The sequence below is a fragment of the Flagellimonas rhodophyticola genome (assembly GCF_049332665.1).
Taxonomy (GTDB): domain Bacteria; phylum Bacteroidota; class Bacteroidia; order Flavobacteriales; family Flavobacteriaceae; genus Flagellimonas.
Window position 1 is genome coordinate 997,453 of sequence record NZ_CP186326.1, and the last position, 15,290, is coordinate 1,012,742.

16 protein-coding genes are annotated in these 15,290 nt (G+C 39.4%); 7 read left to right on the forward strand and 9 right to left on the reverse strand.

Features of this window, described 5'->3' with window-relative positions; translation table 11 throughout:
* The first annotated feature begins 120 nt into the window (after positions 1-120).
* Both ACOKFG_RS04565 and ACOKFG_RS04570 read left to right on the forward strand, forming a co-directional pair.
* A complete protein-coding gene (locus tag ACOKFG_RS04565) occupies positions 121-2,295 on the forward strand; it encodes a TonB-dependent receptor (RefSeq protein ID WP_422861922.1) in 2,175 nt (724 codons plus the stop codon).
* Positions 2,296-2,338: 43 nt separating this feature from the next.
* Positions 2,339-3,337, forward strand: a complete 999-nt coding sequence (locus ACOKFG_RS04570) for a Gfo/Idh/MocA family protein (protein WP_422861923.1) — start codon at positions 2,339-2,341, stop codon at positions 3,335-3,337.
* Between the two features lie 6 nt (positions 3,338-3,343).
* Here ACOKFG_RS04570 and ACOKFG_RS04575 read toward each other — a convergent pair whose 3' ends face one another.
* Complete coding sequence (locus ACOKFG_RS04575; RefSeq protein WP_298793385.1) at positions 3,344-3,781, reverse strand: hypothetical protein; 438 nt, start codon at positions 3,779-3,781, stop codon at positions 3,344-3,346.
* 186 nt (positions 3,782-3,967) lie between these two features.
* Here ACOKFG_RS04575 and greA point away from each other — a divergent pair, with 186 nt between their 5' ends.
* A complete protein-coding gene (gene greA, locus ACOKFG_RS04580; RefSeq protein ID WP_298793386.1) occupies positions 3,968-4,444 on the forward strand; it encodes a transcription elongation factor GreA in 477 nt (158 codons plus the stop codon).
* A gap of 76 nt (positions 4,445-4,520) precedes the next feature.
* Positions 4,521-4,913: an HIT family protein gene (locus ACOKFG_RS04585; RefSeq protein ID WP_299171663.1), complete on the forward strand. Its 393-nt coding sequence runs from the start codon at positions 4,521-4,523 to the stop codon at positions 4,911-4,913.
* Here the strand turns inward: ACOKFG_RS04585 and ACOKFG_RS04590 are convergent.
* Positions 4,906-5,256 (reverse strand): hypothetical protein, encoded by a 351-nt coding sequence (locus ACOKFG_RS04590; protein WP_298793388.1) that lies wholly within the window; start codon positions 5,254-5,256, stop codon positions 4,906-4,908. The genes ACOKFG_RS04585 and ACOKFG_RS04590 overlap by 8 nt on opposite strands.
* Positions 5,257-5,260: 4 nt before the next feature.
* Entirely contained in the window at positions 5,261-6,409 is a 1,149-nt protein-coding gene (locus ACOKFG_RS04595) for a sensor histidine kinase (RefSeq protein WP_298793389.1), read from the reverse strand.
* Between the two features lie 123 nt (positions 6,410-6,532).
* On the opposite strand from ACOKFG_RS04595, the gene ACOKFG_RS04600 reads away from it, so the two are divergent.
* The 3 genes from ACOKFG_RS04600 (at position 6,533) to aat (ending at position 9,000) form a co-directional block, all read left to right on the forward strand.
* Entirely contained in the window at positions 6,533-6,910 is a 378-nt protein-coding gene (locus ACOKFG_RS04600) for a DUF3127 domain-containing protein (protein ID WP_298793390.1), read from the forward strand.
* A 6-nt stretch (positions 6,911-6,916) separates the two neighbouring features.
* Positions 6,917-8,293 (forward strand): short-chain fatty acid transporter, encoded by a 1,377-nt coding sequence (locus ACOKFG_RS04605; RefSeq protein ID WP_422861924.1) that lies wholly within the window; start codon positions 6,917-6,919, stop codon positions 8,291-8,293.
* Positions 8,294-8,355: 62 nt separating this feature from the next.
* Complete coding sequence (gene aat / locus ACOKFG_RS04610; protein WP_298793542.1) at positions 8,356-9,000, forward strand: leucyl/phenylalanyl-tRNA--protein transferase; 645 nt, start codon at positions 8,356-8,358, stop codon at positions 8,998-9,000.
* Here aat and ACOKFG_RS04615 read toward each other — a convergent pair.
* From ACOKFG_RS04615 to ACOKFG_RS04640, 6 genes are all read right to left on the reverse strand, one after another.
* Positions 8,990-10,648: an alpha-glucosidase gene (locus ACOKFG_RS04615; RefSeq protein WP_298793392.1), complete on the reverse strand. Its 1,659-nt coding sequence runs from the start codon at positions 10,646-10,648 to the stop codon at positions 8,990-8,992. The two genes, aat and ACOKFG_RS04615, sit on opposite strands and share 11 nt — an antisense overlap.
* Before the next feature lie 10 nt (positions 10,649-10,658).
* Entirely contained in the window at positions 10,659-12,317 is a 1,659-nt protein-coding gene (locus tag ACOKFG_RS04620; RefSeq protein ID WP_298793393.1) for a solute:sodium symporter family transporter, read from the reverse strand.
* A gap of 87 nt (positions 12,318-12,404) precedes the next feature.
* The gene (locus tag ACOKFG_RS04625) at positions 12,405-13,094 is read right to left on the reverse strand and encodes a DUF2490 domain-containing protein (RefSeq protein WP_298793394.1); all 690 of its coding nucleotides are present in this window, start codon (positions 13,092-13,094) and stop codon (positions 12,405-12,407) included.
* Complete coding sequence (locus ACOKFG_RS04630) at positions 13,075-13,659, reverse strand: hypothetical protein (RefSeq protein WP_298793395.1); 585 nt, start codon at positions 13,657-13,659, stop codon at positions 13,075-13,077. Before ACOKFG_RS04630 ends, ACOKFG_RS04625 begins: the two co-directional genes overlap by 20 nt.
* Positions 13,646-14,209 (reverse strand): DNA-3-methyladenine glycosylase I, encoded by a 564-nt coding sequence (locus tag ACOKFG_RS04635; RefSeq protein WP_298793396.1) that lies wholly within the window; start codon positions 14,207-14,209, stop codon positions 13,646-13,648. Before ACOKFG_RS04635 ends, ACOKFG_RS04630 begins: the two co-directional genes overlap by 14 nt.
* Positions 14,210-14,319: 110 nt before the next feature.
* Entirely contained in the window at positions 14,320-15,288 is a 969-nt protein-coding gene (locus tag ACOKFG_RS04640; protein WP_422861925.1) for a sodium-dependent bicarbonate transport family permease, read from the reverse strand.
* Between the last annotated feature and the right edge of the window lie 2 nt (positions 15,289-15,290).

The following is a 15,290-nucleotide window of genomic DNA, read 5'->3' on the forward strand; positions in this document are numbered from 1 at the left end:
GGCGGGTAATGCCGCCAAGGGAATGCGCAAGGCGCATCTTGGAATTTCAATGTTTCTTTTGAAACAAAATCAATTTATTAATCAGAATAATAACCCCTTTTATTCGTAACATTTTTACGGATGAAGACATTTTTATTCACAACAATGGCTCTTTTAGGGCTGGTACTGGTCGGTAGTGCCCAACAATCACCGACAGATTCACTTGAAGGGAAAAAAATTGTGCTGGACGAGGTACTGGTTCAAGCAATTCGAGTGACAAAAGAATTCCCAATTACTTTTTCAGATTTGGACAAAGATGAAATTGCTCCAAGAAATTTAGGTCAGGACATTCCTGTTCTTATGAATTTCTTGCCTGCCGTAGTAACCACGTCTGATGCCGGAGCCGGAATTGGGTATACGGGAATTCGTGTACGAGGTAGTGACGCAACTAGAGTAAACGTCACAATTAATGGAATCCCTTATAACGATGCGGAATCACAAGGGACTTTTTGGGTGAATATGCCCGATTTTGCTTCCTCGACGGAAAGTCTTCAGCTTCAACGCGGGGTAGGAACATCCACTAATGGGGCCGGAGCGTTTGGTGCAAGCCTCAACATTTTGACCGATGCCTTTTCGGAAAGTGCTTATGCTAGAATTTCCTCTTCAGTTGGAAGTTTTAATACCCTGAGGAACAACCTTAAATTTAGCACTGGTTTGCTCAACAATTCGATTGAAGTTTCAGGAAGGTTGTCTCGAGTAACTTCTGACGGTTACATCGACCGGGCAAGTTCAGAATTGGAAAGCTATTTTCTTCAAGGAGCTTACAAAGACGATAACACTCTTGTAAAAGCCTTACTTTTTGGAGGACATGAGATTACCTACCAGTCTTGGTTTGGGATTGATGCAGAAACGTTAAGAACAAACAGAACATTCAATCCAGCCGGAATCTATACCGATGAAAATGGCAATACCCAATTCTACGAAAGAGAAGAGGATAACTACAAACAAGACCATTTCCAATTACATTGGAATGAAACAATTAGTGCTGGCTGGAGTTCTAATATCGCTTTCCATTATACGCGGGGAAGAGGGTATTTTGAACAATTCAGGGAAGATGATGACTTTGCCACATATGGCTTTGATCCAATTACTGTCGACGGAGAAACAGTGGATACCACCGATTTAATCAGAAGGAGATGGTTGGACAATGATTTCTATGGGGTTGTTGCCTCACTTAACCACAAAAAAGAGAACCTTGATTTGATTTTTGGAGGGGGTTACAACGTTTATAAAGGCGATCATTTTGGAGAGGTGATTTGGGCCCGTTTCGCTACGAACAGTAGTATCCGCGATCGCTATTATGATGACAATTCCACGAAAACAGACTTCAATGTTTATGCAAAAGCCAACTACAGAATGGATGACAAATGGGCAATTTTTGGAGATTTGCAATATCGTGGGGTAGGGTATGAAGCCAATGGAGAGGATACTGGTTTGGTGGATGATACCTTCAACTTTTTTAACCCCAAAGCAGGAGTTACTTTCGATTTAAATCCCAACAACAACTTTTATTTTTCCTATGCCGTTGCCAATCGAGAGCCCAATCGAAACGATTATGAAAATGGAAACCCCAAACCCGAACGTTTGAACGATTTTGAGTTGGGTTGGCGCTACGTTTCCCCATCATTTCAGTTAAATGCTAATGCCTATTACATGAGCTACAAAGACCAACTAGTGCTCACCGGAGAATTAAACGATGTGGGAGCACCTTTAAGGGCAAATGTGGGAGATAGTTATAGACTGGGAGTAGAATTGGATGCCAATATTCAACTTGGAGATAAGTTCGCAATCAGACCGAATATAGCACTGAGCGATAACCGGAATCAGGATTTCTTCTTTCAAAGAGATGGGACACTTCAGAATTTAGGTAATACGAATATTGCCTATTCTCCAAACCTAGTAGCAGGAAACATCCTTTCATATTTGCCAACTGAGAATTTTCAGATTTCTATCCTGTCAAAATTTGTTGGAAAACAATATATGGGGAATATTGATTCAGAAAATTCGGTACTGGAAAGCTATTCCCAAACAGATATTAATCTTCAATATGTAATCGAAACCAACTCTTTTATAAAGAGTATTGCACTCTCCGGTTTGATAAATAACATTTTTGATCAGGATATTGTTTCCAATGGGTATTTCTTCACCTTTGATGATGACTTTTCAACCCCAGGAACTATCACAACAGTAGAGGGAGCAGGGTTTTATCCTCAAGCTGGAATAAACTTTTTGCTAGGCGCCACAATCAATTTTTAGATAAAAAATTATCTCTTTTTGAGGGATTCTGTACTTTTATTATATGGCAGAATCCCTCGATTTTTTTGATAAGACCCCAATTCGCTGGGGTGTCATTGGCTGCGGAAGTGTTGCTGAGAAAAAAAGCGTTCCGGCATATCAAATGACAGAAGGGTTTGAAGTAGCCATGGTCATGCGAAGAGATGCAGAGAAGGCTAAAGATTATGCTCAAAGGCATAAAATTCCCAATTGGACTGTCAATGCAATGGACATTATCGAAAATCCGGAAATAGATGCCATCTATATTGCTACACCTCCTGATTCGCACAAATTTTATGCGTTGCTGGTCGCCAAAGCTGGTAAACCTTGTTGCATAGAAAAGCCAATGACCTCTAACTTTCAAGACAGTTTAGAAGTTTACGAGACTTTCAAAGCGAAAGAACTACCCCTTTTTATTGCCTATTACCGGAGGTCCCTGCCAAGATTCAATAAGATAAAGGAATGGTTGGATGAAGGGGAAATAGGAGCGGTCAGACATATCCATTGGCAAAAAACCAAACCGCCAAGCGACGTAGATTTAAGTAAGCAGTACAATTGGAGAACGGATAAGGAAATCGCTCCGGGGGGCTATTTCGATGATTTGGCAAGTCATGGTTTGGACCTTTTTACATACTTGTTGGGTGATATTAAAAGAGCAAATGGCGTAGCCATAAATCAACAAAACCTGTATTCTGCATATGATGCGGTTACCGCATCTTGGATCCATGAAAATGGGGTAACCGGGGAGGGAAATTGGAATTTTGGAACCTTCCATCGCGTGGATAAAGTAGAAATCCTCGGTTCAAAAGGTAAAATAACCTTTTCGGTGCTGGACGAAGCACCAGTTGAACTTGAAAACGGAGAGGGATTTCAGACTTTGACTATTCCTAATCCGGAACACATTCAGCAGTTTCATGTGGAAAACATCCAAAAACATCTATTAGGAAAAGAGGCACATCCATCTCAAGGGATATCAGGATTGCATACCAGTTGGGTAATGGATTGTATTCTTAAAACCAATTAGGGGAAATCAGTTGAAGACGGTAATAATATTACCACTCTGGGTTGCCCTATAAAAAAGGAGATCATAATAGCGGTTACCATCATCTGGCCTATTGAGTTGTTGGCCGGTAAAAAGACTATACGTGAAGTCCTCACAAGAACAAACCACATTTTGTCCATCTATCGTCATGGTAGAACAATTGTTTGGAGCGTGGTTTGGACAACTGGCCTCAAAGGCAAAAAAAGAATCCAAACTGGATCTCATCACAAAAATACCTCGCGTACCCACACCTGTATTTCCAACATAAACTGGGTTTCCAATTGTATTTAAATTGTTGTACAGTGGCAGATTCATGTTGAGTTCAAACCTAAAATTAACCTCCTGAAGAAAGGGATTTCGATTGGTGCTGTCCGAAGAGCATGCCATTAAAAATAATAATAAAATAAACCCTGTGAGGCGCGTCATAGTTTGAATTTGAAAGCTTTAGAACAACAAATTTGAGTAAAAATTGTCTATATTTGCGTTAAATCCTCGCAAAAAAACTATGCCGGGCATAGTGGTAGTTGAGGATTTTTTCTATTTGAAAAAAAGTACATTGGAAAAACCTTTGGTTTTTCTTGAATGTTCTTTTTTGTATTTAAATATGACGATATGAGCAAGGTGTCTTACTATACGGAAGAAGGATTAAAAAACCTTAGAGAAGAATTGAACCAATTAAAAGATGTGGAGCGTCCCAAAGCTTCTCAGGCTATTGCCGAGGCCAGGGATAAAGGAGATTTGTCAGAAAACGCAGAATACGATGCAGCTAAAGAAGCGCAAGGGCTTTTAGAACTGAAAATATCCAAGTTGGAAGAAACTTTGGCAAACGCTAGGTTGATTGATGAATCCCAGTTGGACACTTCAAAGGTATTGGTGTTATCCACCGTCAAGTTGAAAAACCAAGCCAACGGTATGGAAATGAAATATACCTTGGTCGCAGAAAGTGAAGCTAATCTAAAGTCGGGTAAAATTTCCGTAACTTCTCCAATAGGTAAGGGGCTATTAGGGAAATCCGTGGGTGATGTTGCTGAAATTCAAGTACCCAATGGAACGTTAAAGTTCGACGTTTTGGAAATTACAAGAGAATAGAGTTCGTAAAATTCTTATATTTAATCCCGTCACTCGACGGGATTTTTTTATTAGAACCAAACCAACTCACGTCCACATGTCAAGTATATTCACCAAAATCATTAATGGAGAAATTCCATGTTACAAAATTGCCGAAGATGAAGATAACTTTGCGTTTCTGGACATAAATCCAAATGCAAAAGGACATACGCTTTGTGTGCCCAAGAATGAAGTGGACAAAATAATGGATTTGGATGAAGCTTCTTACGCAAAATTGATGGCTTTCTCAAGAAATGTCGGTAAAGCTATTGAGTCGGCAATACCTTGTAATCGAGTGGGAATGTCCGTTATAGGGCTTGAAGTACCACATGTGCATGTGCATCTGATACCGCTGAACAGTATGAAAAATGCCACGTTTCAGCATAAGGAAAAACTAAGCCCAGAAGAATTCGAAGAAACGGCTGAAAAAATCAGAAACTTTCTTAAATAAGGCCTTCAAGGTATAGGTAGATGAATGCTCCTATCGCTGCTATAAAGACAAGCAATAGCACAAAAAACAAAGTGGTAAATCGTACCGACGGTTTGTCTGGAGTCACCAGCTTATTATAATAATCAAATACCCTTTCAATATCCGGAGTCCAATTCACGGGATAAATGACGGAATAACACTTTCGGCATTTTATTTCATGGATAACCTCGTTCGTAGTCCTATGAAAAAATGGATTGTAGGTATGTTTTTGGTAAAAAGAGAGTTTTAAGTCCTGGTTAAAACATTCAGGACAATTATTGGTAATCTCTGCTTCTTTGATTGCAATATTTTTTTCCTTAGCCATAACCTTACACGTTTGCTTTCAAGGAAATTTGCATGATTGTTCCTTCTTTACTTGACGAAAGTACTTTAATTTTTCCTTTGTGATACTCTTCAACTATTCTTTTAACAAGTGAAAGTCCAAGCCCCCAACCCCTTTTTTTAGTGGTTACACCGGGATTGAAAATACTCTGAAAATCACTTTTAGGGATACCGCGACCTGTATCAGAGACCAGAATATTAACGCTCTGTCCTTTCTTTTCGATTTGTATGGCAATATTTCCCTTGCCCTTCATGGCATCAATGCCATTTTTGACCAAATTCTCAATACTCCAATTGTAAAGTGGGGGGTTGAGGAGCACAGGGAGTTGGTCTATATCTGAACTGAATGAAAAATGCACCAACTTCGAACTCCTTCGCTTTAAATATTCATATGCTTTTTCGGTCTCGGCAACAATATCATATTCTTCAAGATTTGGAATAGAACCAATTTTAGAAAAGCGTTCCGTAATGGTTTGCAGCCGTATAATGTCCTTTTCAATCTCTTTGGTAATATCTTGATTTATGTTTTCGGCCCTCAATAACTCGTTCCACCCCAAAAGTGAAGTCAATGGAGTACCAATTTGATGGGCCGTTTCCTTGGCCATTCCCGCCCACAATTTATTTTGCTCCGATGCTTTGTTGATTCGAAAAAAGAAGAAAATAACCGCTCCAAAAAGACAAATAATGAGCAATAGAGCCAAGGGGTAATATTTCAATTTGTTAAGCACCTCCGAATTGCCGTAATAGAGCGTCTCTAAAAGCTCGTCTTCTTGAATAATATGAATAGGCTCATTTTCACTTGAAAACTGCCGTATCTTTTTCTGGATATAAGCACTATCTGAAGCTTTTTCAAGAGGGATATTATGAGTTTTGATGGTTCCTTCCTCATTGACCAAAATCATTGGGGTAGAAGTATTGTTGCCCATTACCTTTAAGGTAAGATTTCCCAATTCTTGGTCTACCGAAGACTGGATAAGTTCCAACTGGGCTGTAGCCCAAATCTCCATTTTAAGACGTTCTTCTTCCTTAAACTTCTTAAAAAAGCTGTTGGTGTTCCAAAGTATAAGGCTTACAATAACAAAAGCGGAAATCAGCAATATGATATTGGAAGCTTTCTTTTTGGGGTTGAAATTCATTTTTGGTCCAATTGATTTTAAAGATAACGGAAAAACTAAAAATTTGTTGATAGTTATTGATATCATATTTTACTAGAGGTAGTCATTTTATGTACATTTGGGGTTTATTGAAAAGTTAAATACATGGAAGTTCAGGGAAGAATTAAAATGATTGATGAAACCAAAACTTATGGTAATAATGGTTTCAGAAAGAGAGAATTGGTAGTTACAACAGAAGAGCAATACCCTCAGCATATTTTAGTGGAATTTGTACAGGATAAATGCGATTTGCTGAACTCCTATGCCGTTGGTCAAATGGTTAAGGTGAGTATCAATTTAAGAGGACGTGAATGGGTTAATCCACAGGGAGAGACCAAGTACTTTAACTCAATTCAAGGATGGCGAGTTGAAAATTTGGAAGCTGCCCAAAGCACTGAAAATATGCCCCCAGTGCCTCCGGTTGAAGCTTTTGAGCCAGCTGATGACCTCAATGAAGAGGATCATGACGATCTTCCATTCTAATACATTTTGGGCCTAACCAAGGTCATAGAGCGTATTTTCAGAAGGTATTTGCCTTCACCCTTTACCATTGCGGTGCTCTTAACGCTGCTGACAATTGTTTTGGCGCTTGTTTTTACCGAAAATACTTCAGACAAAAATCATTTCTTGACTGTCCTCTCCTATTGGGAAAACGGGATATGGAATAGTGGATTACTTGTCTTTGCTTATCAAATGATGCTCATTTTGGTTTTGGGGCATGTGTTGGTATTGAGCAAACCCATGGAACGTTTGATTCTTGGGATTACCAAATTTGTAAAAAACACCTCCAATGCAGCGGTTCTGGTTGCTTTGCCCACTATGCTGGTTGCTTTCTTCAATTGGGGATTAGGACTCATATTTGGCGCAATTTTAGCTCGAAAGGTTGGTGAGTATGCCCATGCGAACAACATTCCAATAAATTACCCACTGATTGGGGCTTCGGGATATGTCGGGCTTATGGTATGGCATGGTGGAATCAGTGGTTCGGCTCCGATTAAAGTTGCTGAAGCGGGACATTTAAATGAGTTGATTGCTGGAATATCCAATTCAGAACTGGTAAGCCAACTGCCAGAAACAATTTCAACATCACTTACCGTATTCAGTAGTTGGAACATTATACTGTTCCTATGCGTAATTATTGCAATTAGCACACTTGTTTATTTTCTTGGGAGGAAAGCCGCTCCTCAAAATTTAGAATTAAAGGAATATAAATTTCAATCCATAGACAAAAAAGAAGTGCAAGGAGCAGAAAAATTGGATTATTCCAAGGTTGCGGTGTCTCTTTTTGGCGGATTGATTTTATTGACCTTTTTGGTGCAATACCTGCCTGCGCTAAAAACACTCAATATTACTCCTAATATGCTCAATTTTTTTATGCTTGGCTTGGCCATTGTATTGCATGGAAGTTTTAAAAGTTTTTTGGTAGCTGTTGAAGAGGCAATAGGTGATACCGCTGGAATCTTAATTCAATTTCCACTGTATTTTGGTATTATGGGTATTATGGCAAGTAGCGGAATGATTACCGGTATTTCCGATTTTTTTGTGTCCATTAGCAATGCAACAACCCTTCCGATATTTACTTTCTTGAGCGCTGGTCTGGTCAATGTTTTTGTACCAAGTGGTGGTGGACAATGGGCCATTCAAGGACCATTGGTGCTTGAGTCTTCACTCCAATTGGGCGTTTCGTTGCCCAAGGCAATTATGGCTTTGGCCTACGGGGATCAAATAACCAATATGCTACAACCATTTTGGGCGTTGCCACTTCTGGGAATCACAAAGCTCAAAGCCAAGGAAATATTGCCCTATACATTGCTTTTTATGTTGGTGGGCAGTCTCATCTATATTGGTGGACTGTTAATCTTTTAGATTGATTTTTACGTAACTTTAGGTAAAACTGCATTTTGGAAAAGGACCAGAAAAAAATACCACTGTTTTTTTTGGGCGATCGATTGGAATTTCCTCCAGTTGAAATGGCCAATGATGATGGACTTTTGGCCGTAGGAGGAGATTTATCGCCAGAACGCCTTTTATTGGCCTATAAAAACGGAATTTTTCCATGGTTCAATGAAGATGCCTTGATTCTGTGGTGGTGTCCTGACCCTAGAATGGTACTTTATCCTAAAAGGCTAAAGATTTCAAAAAGTATGCGTAAGGTTCTACGGAACAATCAATTCCGACTTACTCAAAATACCTGCTTTGAAAAAGTGTTGGATAATTGCGCAAATGCTGAGCGTAAAGATCAAGAAGGTACGTGGATTACGCCAAAAATGAAAACTGCTTATTTGGAACTATTTGAAAGAGGCATGGCAAAATCTTTTGAGGTTTGGCGGCAGGAAGAACTGGTCGGAGGGCTTTATGGAGTGGACTTGGGACATGTTTTTTGTGGTGAGAGCATGTTTAGCGCTGTTCCAAACGCTTCTAAATATGCGTTCATTCAAATGGTTGGACAGCTACGTAAAGAAAATTATCAGCTTGTAGATTGTCAAGTGCACACAAATCATTTGGAAAGTCTAGGGGCTGAAGAAATTCCAAGGGAGGCTTTTTTAAAGCTATTGAAAAAGGCTACTTTTTAATAAGGATTTTGGTCTGCCAAGCATCAAGCTTAAAGTTCTCGGAAGTATTCTTCTCAAGATTGGATTTCATAAGCTGAAAGTCATCCGCTATTCCGGCAGCTTCAAAAGTTTGTGATGTATCACTGAGATTATGGAGAATCAAAAATTCAATATCATCATCCCATCTTCGGTATGCGTATATGGAATCGTGCCCTCTGTCTACACATTCATAATCACCATATACAAGAGTTGGGTTGGCCTTTCTTATGGCAATCATATCCCTATAATAATTTAAAATGGAGTTCTGATCTTTTTCTTGAGAAGCAACGTTGATTGTAGTGTAGTTTGGGTTTGTTGTAAGCCAAGGTTTTCCATCTGAAAATCCAGCATTTTTGGTTGTGTCCCATTGGACAGGAGTGCGTGCATTATCCCTACTTTGCTGCTGAACAATCTTGAAGAATTGTTCCATGTCCTGACCCTTTTGTTCTGCTTCTTTCCAAGCGTTTAATGTTTCAACATCATTGTGATGACTAATATCAGGGTAAGCCACATTGGTCATTCCAATTTCATCACCTTGATAGATATAAACAGTACCTCGTAAGGTAAGTAACAAGGTGGCAAGGAGCTTACAAGACTCTGAATGGTATGTTGTGTCATTTCCAAAACGTGAAACCATTCTTGAAAAATCGTGGTTACCGAGAAAAATACTTCCCCATCCATGACTTTTTAGAGCGTTGTCCCAATTAGTGAAAACTTGTTTGAATTGGTTCAATCCAAAAGGTATAGGGTCATATTTCCCTCCAGGGCCACAATCAATAAACATATGATCAAAATGAAACACCATATCCAATTCTTCGCTCCGCTCATCCACATATCGGGGTCCATTTTCCAAATCTATTCCTGGACCCTCACCAACGGTCATGATATCATATTTGGACAGGACTTCCCTATTCATCTCCTTTAAAAACTCATGTATTCTGGGACCATTTGCATAATCTTTCATTATCGTATCCTGAAAACTGTCGTAGGCGGTATCTGGAAAACCAGGGGGTTTGGAGATTACTGATATCACATCCATTCGGAAACCATCCACCCCTTTTTTGAACCAAAAATCAATGATGTCAAAGATTTCTTTTCGAACCTTTGGATTTTCCCAATTGAGATCAGGTTGTTTTTTGGTAAAATAATGAAGGTAATATTGGTCGGTAGTTTCATCGAATTGCCAAGCACTACCACTAAAAAATGAGCCCCAATTGTTTGGCGGGCCATCGTTTTTGCCATCTTTCCATATGTAATAATCCCTGTAGGGGTTATCCTTGGACTTTTTCGACTCCTGGAACCATAAATGTTCATCAGAACTGTGGTTGGCAACCAAATCCATGACCAATTTCAGTCCTTTTTGATGCATCTGTTCCAAAAGCACATCGAATGCTGCTTGACCACCAAAGTCGTCTGATATTTTGCGATAATCACTTATGTCATACCCATTATCATCGTTTGGAGATTGGTATATGGGACATAGCCAAATAACATCGACCCCCAAAGATTTGATGTAATCCAATTTTTCGATGACTCCATAAAGGTCACCCAATCCATTTCCCGATGTGTCGTTAAACGAACGTGGATATATCTGATATACCACACTTTCTTTCCACCATTTTTTTTTCATTCCAATACGGCTATGAGAAGATAAAATAAGTGCTAATTACTAAAATTGAAATGAAGGCGCCAATACCGAAAGCATATTTCCATGGAGTAATATCTATGACATCGGTGCTCTCTTCTTCGACAACTTCCGTTTTTGGTTTTATTCTTCCGAAGAATAACATGACCAAAATATTGAAAACGAACAGGATACCCATTACATGAAGATAATGGGGGTAGGCATCTGCTTTGATAATGCTAAGCTGAGCTGCATCCGTAATTCCTTGCGATTGAGCCAGGGCAACCGCACTTTCTCTAAAATGAGGTTCTAAAAAGAGTAAACTTATAAGATAAAGGATAACTCCGCCTATCATCACAACTTTTGCACCCAATGCAGGTACTTTTTTGGTTAGTATACCGGTCATTACCACAGCCAAAATAGGTACACTTAAACTTCCCAAAGATTGTTGAATGTAACTAAAAAGACCATCTGGTGCATTAGCAATAAATGGCGCTATGATCATCGCTACAATGCCCAGCCCAAGTCCAAAGCGTTTCCCTGCCTTTACAGTTTCCATCTCGGTAGCTTCTGGTTTGAAGAAGAATTTATATAAATCAAAACCAAATAATGTGGCACTACTATTCAAAAGACTATTGAACGAACTTAATACGGCACCAAATAGCACAGCAGCAAAGAAACCGGTAAGTCCCGCGGGTAACACTTTAGCTACCAGTGCAGGATAGGCCTGATCGGCATTGTCCAATTGTCCATTGAATACATGCCAAGAAATAATTCCAGGAACAACTACAACAATAGGAATGACAAATTTCACAAATGCCGCTAGAAGCATTCCTTTTTGCCCTTCTTTTAAGCTTTTGGCGCCAAAGACACGTTGCAAAATAGATTGATTGGTTCCCCAATAATAAATCTGCGCCAACATCATACCTGTAAAAATGGTGCCGAACGGAATGGATGAATCCACCGTCCCTTTCATTACAAATTTTTCTGGATTGGTTTCCCAAAGAATGTCCAGTCCGTTCCCGATACTCCCATCTCCAATCAACAGCAATCCAAAAACTGGAATTAAAAGACCGCCTATCAACAACCCTATTGCATTTATAAGATCTGAAACCGCTACCGCTTTCAATCCACCGAAAATCGCATACACCATTCCGATTAGACCAATGGACCAAACGCAAATCCAAATAACCGACCATGGTTCCATGCCCAAAACATTCGGTAAGTCGAACATAGTGCTAAAGGCAAGCGAACCTGAATAAAGAATGGTTGGAAGCAGAACTACACCATATGCAAATAGGAAAAGTATGGATAGTAGAGCTTTTGTTTGTTTGTCAAACCGTTTTTCTATGAATTCGGGAATCGTAGTAATTCCTTTTTTCATGTACTTGGGAAGTAAGAAGATGGCCGTGAATACCATGGCAATGGCAGCTAACGTTTCCCATGCCATAACCATAAGCCCTTCATCAAAAGCCTGCCCATTCAATCCCACAATCTGTTCTGCAGAGAGGTTGGTCAGAAGTAGAGAGCCAGCAATGGTAATAGCTCCTAAAGACCGTCCGCCCAAGTAATATCCATCGGCTGATTTTTCATCCGTTTTTCTTGTAGCATACCAGGCGACAACCGCAACAAAAAGTGTAAATCCAAGGAAGGAAAAAAGTGTTAGAAATCCCATATCTCAATTTCAAGTTGGTTTAAGTAGATTTTAGAAAGATAGAGAAATTTCCAATGCTAGTGAAAATTGAAGTCGCTACTTAGATTGTCAATAGGAGAGTTGGCAACTAGTTAAAAGAAAAAAGACATTTTGAGGTAAAGTTGCTGTGTAATCCTCTAGACGATATTCCATTCCAACCAATAGTTTTAGACTTTTGTCCAATTTCCAACCAAGTTGTCCCTGCAAACGTGTGTCGTACTGTGGGGAGTTTCCTTTGGAAATACTCAACAGGTTTTCGTTACCAACAACAAGGAAAGTTTCACCAATATCCAGTTTCTCCCCCTTTAAAGGGAAATCGATTGAAAAACGATAGCGGAACCGATGGAAGGTCACTTTGCGGGTTATACGTTGTTCCGAACGGAATCGATGTCCGTATCGCACTGCTAGAGGGCGGGAAGTGAAATTATACTGTTGGATCAATCTGAGTTCATCGGAACTACCTTCGAATATATTCCGAAAACGGTATTGAATTCCTAAGGCAATGCTTTGGTTGTCTTGCAAACTGAGTTTTGAAAAGTGAGCGATGTCTAACTGTCGGGTGTTGAATTTCCAATTGTCGGTTTCAACAACATAATTCCGATTCACCAATGAAAAATTATGTGAATAAAGAGGCGATACAGGATAGTTAATTGCAATTTGGGGTTGCCAATAGGCTGTAAAATTATCTTGGGCCATGGAAACACCCCAAGAGCACAAAAAAGTGATGGTCAAAAACCATTTAATAGAGGAGGTGGTCATACTTTGGCGAAAAGGATTGGCGCAACTTTACTAGGGTGCCAGTCGAATTAAAGAGGGCTTCATAGGTTTGGAAACCTTTACTGTTTTTGGCAGAAAAAACCAACTCGAAATTAATGTAGTCCAGGATTAGATTCTGAAAAGCTTCTTTTAGTATGACACTGTAATCTGAATTTCCAACAGGATATTGTTGTTGTATTTTTTTTACACGGACTTTTTGAAAATTAGTGTTGAGGTAATCTTCGATTTTGGACCAACTCTCATTCGGGATATCGTTTTCTCCGATTAGAAACTCCACATCTTCCAATTCACCCTTTGTGTTGAATTCCACACTGTAACGGAGTCTTCCCTTTTTAAACTTTGTCTCGAAGCTTTGCTTTACACTATCTACCTCGTGGTAAAACTTAATTTTTTTAGCATCCTCTATATAAGGAGTGAGAGTCTCCAATGCTCTTATTGGAAATTCTGATTTTGAAATCCTGGATTCACGCTCATACTTGTTTTGGGCCGAACTTATAAAGCCGACCAAAACAAAAATGACAGCGAGAAAGAATTTAAACTTGATCATATCGAAAACAACTTACCTCATGGTCATTTACCATTCCTGTGGCTTGCATATGGGCATACACCACCGTGCTGCCGACAAACTTGAACCCTCGTTTTTTCAGATCCTTACTAAGTGTATCGGATAAAGATGTCGTAGCAGGTGCATCTTTGTAGTTTTTATGTGCATTTTTAATGGGCTTGTCTTCGACAAATCCCCATATGTATTTACTGAAGGTTCCAAATTCTTTTTGCACTTCCATGAAGGCTTTGGCATTGGAAATTGTTGCATGGATTTTTAACCGGTTTCTAATGATACCCGCATTATCGAGCAACTCATCAATTTTAGGTTGACCGTATTTCGCAATTTTTTGGTAATCGAAGTTGTCGAATGCCTTCCTGAAATTTTCACGTTTTTTAAGGACAGTAATCCAACTGAGACCAGCTTGAAAGGTTTCCAAGATTAAAAATTCAAAAATAGTATGGTCGTCTTTTACAGGAACACCCCAATCATTATCATGATAATCCTCATAAAGTGGGTCACCTTCGCACCAACCGCAGCGATGTTTGTTCATGGTAAGGGTTTTTGCTAAAGATAACACAAAACCATACTTCTAAAAATCATCAATTTATCAGAATTTGTTTTTGAATAAAAGTGATAAATGATATGGATGTAGGGGTACCATTATCTTGTAAAGATTTGAATAATGAACAAATAAAGTGGCATTCCCAAGGTAATATTAAAAGGGAATGTAAATGCCAGGGCCATGGGAACGTAGAGGCTCGGATTGGCTTGAGGGGCGGCAATCCTCATGGCCGCTGGCACTGCAATATATGAAGCACTTGCTGCTAGAATGGAGAACAGGAACCTATTACCAACACTTTCGGTAATGAACTGGCTAGACCAAGCCACAAGACAGCCATTTAGGATGGGAACACCAATGGAAAACAAAAGTGCGAACCAACCTTTGTTCAAAAAATCATTTAATTTTTTGCCACTGGTGATACCCATGTCTAACAGGAAAACCGCCAAGAATCCTTTAAAGATATCTGTAGTGAAGGGTTTAATACCTTCCGCTTGATGCTCATTGGCTAAAAATCCGATTGCAAGACTGCCAAGAATCAAAAGAACACTGCCATTGGTGACCGAATGGTGCAATACCTTTGAAAAACTACCGGCTTGTTTTTTCCCTTTCTTAAAAAAGGCCATTAATAGCACTCCAATAATTATCGAAGGAGCTTCCATTAAAGCCATCACAGCGACCATATGTCCTCCAAAATCTATCTTTTCCAGTTCAAGGAATGAAATAGCGGTTACAAAAGTAACTGCACTTACCGAACCGTAAGCTGCGGCAATAGCCCCGGAGTTTTCAATGCTGAATTTCCTTCTCAAAATGAAATATGCCATCACTGGAATGGCAACAGCCAAGAAGACACCGAATAAAAGCGACCAAATAATTTCAATATTGAATGGACTGTGCGAAAGTTCCATACCTCCTTTAAAGCCTATGGCAAAAAGGAGATAAAGTGATATGAACTTTGACGAATTCGCCGGAATTTCAAGGTCGCTTTTCAACTGTACTGCAATGATGCCCAAAAAGAAGAAGAGCAATGCAGGATTGGTAAGATTGTCAACTAGCAAGTGCAGGTCCATAG